The following is a 5740-nucleotide window of genomic DNA, read 5'->3' as shown; positions in this document are numbered from 1 at the left end:
CTACTGGATGCCGCGGACAAGCCGCGGCACGTAGGCGGCTGGTGAAATGTCAACAGACCCTAATGCCTCTTAAGTTATTTGTATTTGGTATGTTATTTGTTTTCCTTTGCAATATAACTACTGTAGATTGCATGAGATTTATGATAGTTGTAAGCCCAATAACGATCACCATAAGACCAATGCCAATATTCGGTGGGATAATTGACAAAACCTACACGACTTAATACGTCACTCATAATATGTCGGTAATGTTTTGCTTCTTTTGAAATAACATGAGAATTTGTTAATGATAATGTGCCATGTAAATCACTCATCCAATCTTTAGGATGAATACCCATATCCACTTCCTCTCCTTTGTCATTAATTAAATAGACATCAATAGCACCACCTGTTGAATGCGGTGGAATATTTTTTGAAGAATCCAAATTAAATACCGGGGAAACCAACTTAGTGGTTTCATGAAACAGCTGTGCATGAGACCAGGAAGGATGTTGTGCTTTAACTTTTGCATATCGTTCATCAAATAACATTTCTTGCAGTTTTAAGCTCCGATATCCCTCATACAAACGAAAACGTAATCCTTGAGGCAATAATGCTTGTGCTTGTTTTAGTTTCTCATAAACTGTTTTTCTTAGTTTTGTATAATCTGTATTATTTGGAATTTCAGGCGAAGGGCCATAAGCAATTTTATGCTGTTTTTTTAAATCAATCATCCTTTCATGGTTATCTATGATGGGAATAGCAAGTATTTTGGGATCGGCAATTAATAAAAATTTGTTTTGATCAGCATGACTCGACATCATAACTCCCCATAGCACACTTACTGTCATATATTTTATTGCACCCACTTTCATTTTTCTCTTCTGTTGTTTCATGATGAATTAATTGAATTAAAAAAAATACACAATTATGAAATGGAATAGTACAATCATTCAAGGAAAAAAATTTTCTAGAGAGTAGAACGAGAATGCACTTAGAACAACATACACTGATACTGAATACAACTGGTCGGGGTACTTTTGATATCACGGATAAAATCAATCTCTTAGGCGCAAGTTTTTCTGCTCAAAACGGACTATGCCACTTATTTTTACAGCATACAAGTGCGTCATTAATGATATGCGAAAACTATGATGTACAAGTACGCGAAGATTTAGAAAACTTTCTACAGAGACTTATCCCAGATGGAGCTCCCTTATTTAAGCATACTGTAGAAGGTAAAGATGATATGCCAGCTCATATCCGAACCATATTAACTCAAACAAGTCTGAGCATCCCTATACAAAATAAGAAACTCGCATTAGGAAGTTGGCAAGGGATCTATTTGTATGAGCATCGTTATGCGCCACAACAGCGGCATCTGCTCATCACATTGATGGGATAATCACATCTAGGGACCGAGTATTTCAAGAGGCATGAAATCGATTTACGCCATTGCTATGCATAATATTTACCGATTCAAATCAGATTGCAAGAAGAATTTAAATACCTATTATCATTACAACAAAGTAATAAGAATTATTCCAGAAATTTCTGGGATTAGCGCCTAGAACCCCTATTTTATTAGATTAATATCATTAGACGGGTTGTTTTTCTTAGAGTCTTCTTGAGTGTTTTGATTGTTATGTTGAAAAAAAGTTTCGCTGAATGTCTGCTTATCGCTGAATAACTCATTGCCGAATGTATTAGAATGCTCCTTAGAGTTTTCTGTCTTAATTTTATTCTGTCTTTTATTAAGTTTATATTTTATCCGTTTGATGCTTAAAAAGGGATTAGGCACGCCATCAGGGTTAAAAGACTCAGCTGAAATACCATAAGTATATTTTTTTCCAGGATGGCGAACGGAAGTATATTCTCCTAATTGTAAATCACTTTTATGAATAGCCCCTTGTCTAATTTTGTTTTGCTTAATAGCCTTTTCTATCTTGGCAAGAAGAAAATTTACTTTCTTTTCGTTACCAGGGGTTATGTAAACGGTGAATTGCAGACCTTCATTTAAACGGCTAATGGATTCAATGCATTTTTGATAGTAAGTTTCTAAATTATGTCCACTTAAAGTAACAATTTTACCCTCATCATTAACTTTCACTTCTTTATGGGGATTCTTTTGGGTATACTTTATTTCCATGTTCAGTTCTTCTATTTTTCTAGCGTGACGAAAAATATTTTGTATCTTAAAAGATGGGAATTCTTTCGAATACTTTAAAATGATAGGCATTATTATTTCATAGGCTTTAAATAAGTCCTCCTTGTTTATAGTAATTCTTGCTTTCCAATTGCAATTCAACTCATCACTTTTTTTGATATACTCTTTTTTTTCTAAATTACGTAGTCCCTCATGTTCAAAGAAAACTTCTCCTCCATTATTTATTAAGGTGTATGGACCAATTTGTCCAACTTTCGGGGTTCCAGAAGTCCAAATATTATCTTTACATAATTCTTCAAAATATTTTGCCTTTAGATATTTTGATAATTCATCATTTTTACTATCATTATTTTTGAAAAAACTAAAAAGATGCTCAAACATGTTTACCTGATAAGGAATACTTTTCCTCGATATTCATAATAAGTAATTGTAGTTTATATTTTCATAATGATCTACAAACAACCATTTCCAGGGTTTTATTTTTTAGCTCAAAACGATACAGTTTAGTCCCTTCTGTTTTGATCAATGCAATAATGCGCGGAAGAGCTTTGTTTGGGGTGTGACACGTAATGGAACAAAAGATACTCTAAAGCCAGTTATGGCGTGTTGACAGTTCATCCCCACCTCGCCTACGTACGTCTTTTTTAAGATTCAACTTTTCTGAAATAGGGTAATTTTTATTTAAATATTATTACGATTATCAGTTGGTACAACTTGCTGGATTTTACCGCTGAATTTTGCACCTAAGGTTAAAAGAGCAGGAAACTGTTGCATGATAGGCAGTAACAATGCCCTACCCCAAGGCTTTATCATTACCATATGTGCAAAAAAAGCAGAAGCATGGATTCGATGAGCAAAATATTTACGCCATTGCTGTGTATAATATTTGCCGGCATCATTCTGATTTTTATTCTGTTTTAGATTAAATTGAAGCAAACTTTGTGAGAGTAGCCATGCGGATTGCATTGCCATACTAATTCCCTCCGCTACAACAGGATGAGCTTCCCCAGCAATGTTACCCACAAAAAAAATACCATTTTTATAACAGCTGCGAATACCGGGCTGAATTGGACCAGCAGCCAGCCATTTTCCTTCATTCTGGGCGGCGTCAAATACCTCACGAGCCCCACGACAATGGAATTTAATGTACTGAAACACTACTTCACCTGCAGGTAAATCAGGAGATTTCAGCCGCAAATTTTTCAACATATCTCGCCGAATACAGCATGAAAGCGCGACTTGTTGTGGGGTACTATGCACAACGCCGCCATACCCTCCGGGGAAAGCCAATAAGGGCATCAAATTCGTTGGCAAACTGCAGTTTTTGAAATGTGCTTTAAATGCTAAGAGATCGCATGCCTTATGTATTTTAGGATCTGAAGAATGAATGTGTTTACCCCAAGAACCATAAGCTATAACAACGTGCAAAGAACGAATAATCTCAGATGTTCTATCTTCCTTTTTAATAGTACAAAAAAATAAGCCATTTTTATGCTGTATATGTGTTGCTTCACAAGGTTGCCAAATATTAACACCATTAAACTTAGCCTTATTAACTAATGCAGTGTCTAAATATTCACGCCCAAGTGCCCTTCCATATGGGTTTGTTGCAGAACTCAAGTGTGGCATATTAGCGGTCAAAATTACCTCACCAGCATACAGACCTACCTGGGTAATCTCAGGTCCACCTTTTTCAAAGTAGAACTTTTCCAATCCTAATATTTGTAAAAGTGGCAAACTCGTGGCAGAGATGAATTCGCCGCAAACTTTTTTACGTGGAAATTCTTTCTTTTCAATTAAGCCTACTGACCACCCTGCTTCCGCAAGTAAAATAGCGGTTGTAGCACCAGCCGGCCCTCCTCCAATAATCAGCACATCCAATGTCATCGATTTAATCCCTACTCTTTTAAAATAAGAATACTCCACCAAAATGGAAAGTGCCATTTTATACGGTAATTGTTAATCTTTGCTTGTCTCAATAAAGTTTTTAACTCTTTTCGAGTAAAACCTTTCTGAATCGAAATCAGCCCATCATGAGTAATCAAGCGATTATTAAAAAATATGGGGCTGATGATTTTATAAAACCAATAAGCGAAAAAATTTCGCTGCAGATCATTAATGATTATCGCACGACGAACCATGTTATTGGCGTTCAACAAAAATGGAACTAACACTTCATCATCTAAATGGTGGCAAACTAAATTGAGTAAAATGATATCTACGCTATTTGACTTCAATTCTAACTCTGGTTGCTGTTGAAATTGAAATTCAATAAAATGAGTTCCATCAGATTGTTGCCAATTCTTTAGTTCTTCTTGAGCCAGTTGAATCGCCTCTTTAGAAACATCTAAACCTAATAAACGCATATTGGGATAATATTTGCCTAGATTTAACAAAAATAACCCACCACCGCAACCAACATCGACTAATGCAGTATTAGGAGAAAACTGTTTTAACAAATGGACAGTATGTCTAAAAATACCCATTAGTTGATTAATTTTAAAAAGCTTTTTTAATGACTGAGTATATTCCTGAGGCGTATAAAAGTCTTGCCCTAGATCAATTAACTCCTTTTCCTTTGATCGTTTAGTAAGTTGAGTCATATCATTTTAACGATAGGCAAATTTTTATTTTGCAATAAATAAATAAATACTGCAATTACTCTTCTGCCCCATAATTTATGGTATAAATTTATTTCTGATAAGGACTATTTTAAAAAGGGAAAAATGCAATCAAAAATTACCGCCATTGGCATAGCAAACCCACCTTTTAAACGCACGCAAGAGGAAGTTGCTGAACTGATTGTCGATGCATTTCATCTTGATGGGAACCAAGAAAAAATATTGAAAAAAATTTATAAATCATCAGGAATCAACACCCGATATAGCATCTTAAGCGATTATTGCAGGCTGCCTGGGGAGTTCGAATTTTTTCCCAATGATCCTAAAGATAATTTTCCTTCAACAGCAAAGCGAATGCATTTATATAAGCAGCACGCTCTTCATTTAGCCATCACGGCTATTGAAAATTGCCTAAATTCGATTGAATTTGATAAAAATAACATCTCGCATTTAATCACAGTAAGTTGTACGGGCATGTATGCTCCGGGAATAGATATTGAAATTGTTCAAAAGCTCAATTTGAATCCTTCTATAAAACGCACAGCGATTAATTTTATGGGATGTTATGGAGCGTTTAATGGATTAAAGGTAGCTGACGCGTTTTGTCAAGCAGAACAAAACGCCAATGTATTATTAGTTTGTGTTGAATTATGCAGTATTCACTTTCAAAATAATTTTAATCTAGAAAATATGGTTTCAAATGCTCTTTTTGCTGATGGCGCCGCATCTGTTCTGATTCAAAATCATTCTAACTTAGATAAGTATTTCTGTATTCAATCGTTTTATTGTGATTTGGTGCCACAAACTCACCAAGATATGGCATGGAGTATTGCCGATTATGGATTTGATATTGTCTTGAGCTCTTACGTACCTGAGGCGATTAAATCACTCATGTTACGCACGGGACTTGCTGGCTGACTAAAAAGCATTAGAATTCCGCTCTTAATTTTAGGGAGGGAATCCAATGGATATG

General features: G+C 35.3%; 6 protein-coding genes. 2 read left to right on the top strand and 4 right to left on the bottom strand.

The features are described 5' to 3' along the window. Positions 1-92: 92 nt before the first annotated feature. The gene (locus Lsan_RS03650; RefSeq protein ID WP_058513173.1) at positions 93-800 is read right to left on the bottom strand and encodes a M15 family metallopeptidase; all 708 of its coding nucleotides are present in this window, start codon (positions 798-800) and stop codon (positions 93-95) included. Positions 801-967: 167 nt separating this feature from the next. On the opposite strand from Lsan_RS03650, the gene Lsan_RS03645 reads away from it, so the two are divergent. Further along, positions 968-1384, top strand: coding sequence for a secondary thiamine-phosphate synthase enzyme YjbQ (locus Lsan_RS03645; protein ID WP_058513172.1), 417 nt, complete (start codon positions 968-970; stop codon positions 1382-1384). A 171-nt stretch (positions 1385-1555) separates the two neighbouring features. On the opposite strand, the gene Lsan_RS03640 is transcribed toward Lsan_RS03645, so the two are convergent. The 3 genes from Lsan_RS03640 to Lsan_RS03630 form a co-directional block, all read right to left on the bottom strand. Continuing rightward, positions 1556-2527, bottom strand: coding sequence for a hypothetical protein (locus Lsan_RS03640; RefSeq protein ID WP_058513171.1), 972 nt, complete (start codon positions 2525-2527; stop codon positions 1556-1558). Between the two features lie 300 nt (positions 2528-2827). Further along, positions 2828-4033 (bottom strand): NAD(P)/FAD-dependent oxidoreductase, encoded by a 1206-nt coding sequence (locus tag Lsan_RS03635; protein WP_058513170.1) that lies wholly within the window; start codon positions 4031-4033, stop codon positions 2828-2830. An 11-nt stretch (positions 4034-4044) separates the two neighbouring features. After that, positions 4045-4749, bottom strand: coding sequence for a methyltransferase domain-containing protein (locus tag Lsan_RS03630; protein ID WP_058513169.1), 705 nt, complete (start codon positions 4747-4749; stop codon positions 4045-4047). A gap of 123 nt (positions 4750-4872) precedes the next feature. On the opposite strand from Lsan_RS03630, the gene Lsan_RS03625 reads away from it, so the two are divergent. Continuing rightward, positions 4873-5685 (top strand): type III polyketide synthase, encoded by an 813-nt coding sequence (locus tag Lsan_RS03625; protein ID WP_237762023.1) that lies wholly within the window; start codon positions 4873-4875, stop codon positions 5683-5685. Positions 5686-5740 lie beyond the last annotated feature (55 nt).

The organism is Legionella santicrucis (assembly GCF_001468135.1).
Lineage (GTDB): Bacteria > Pseudomonadota > Gammaproteobacteria > Legionellales > Legionellaceae > Legionella > Legionella santicrucis.
The sequence above is the reverse complement of the archived record's forward strand: the minus strand, read 5'-3'. Positions and strand labels throughout refer to the sequence as shown.